The 573-nt window shown below is 70.1% G+C and carries 1 protein-coding gene; it reads right to left on the bottom strand.

Features of this window, described 5'->3' with window-relative positions; genetic code table 11:
• Positions 1 to 94: 94 nt before the first annotated feature.
• A partial coding sequence (locus AC1DWF_RS37090; RefSeq protein ID WP_476843417.1) for an MFS transporter occupies positions 95 to 573 on the bottom strand: 479 nt, incomplete at its 5' end.

The following is a 573-nucleotide window of genomic DNA, read 5'->3' as shown; positions in this document are numbered from 1 at the left end:
GCCTGAAGCGTGATGATCGAAGGCGCGAAGGCGCCRYMGATCTGWATCACGCGGCAAAACAAAAGGCGGAATCGCATCACGATCTGACGCGCGGTCAGGCGCGCTGCCAGCGCAGGAACAGCCCGCAGGCGATCACCAGCGCCGCCGCGAAGGTCAGCAGCGCCGCCGCCACGCCGCCGAAGCCCGCGGAGATGCCGCTGATCCCCTGCAGCACCGCGGCGCCGCCGAAGAAGAAGATGTTCTGGGCGGAAAGCGCCCGCCCCGCCTCCTCCGGCTTCACCAGGCTGCGCAGCAGCGCGAAGCACAGGATCTGGAAGGCGATCGACAGGCCGAAGCCTGTGAGAATCAACCCGTCCGCCCAGGCGGGAAAGGCCAGCGGCCCGCCCGCCACCAACAGGACGATCAGCGCGGCCGCCAGCAGGTGCCCGCCGACCAGCAGCTGCCGCAGATGCCCGACCCTGCTCACCACCCATCCCGCGAAGGCCGGCCCGACCACCAGCGCGAAGGTCACGCCCAGCAGCAGGTTACCCGCCGCGACGCGCCCCATGCCCTTGATCTCCATCAGCCAGGGCC

This window comes from Aminobacter sp. P4_D5 (genome assembly GCF_056401815.1).
This window is presented reverse-complemented; position numbering and strand designations above follow the sequence as displayed.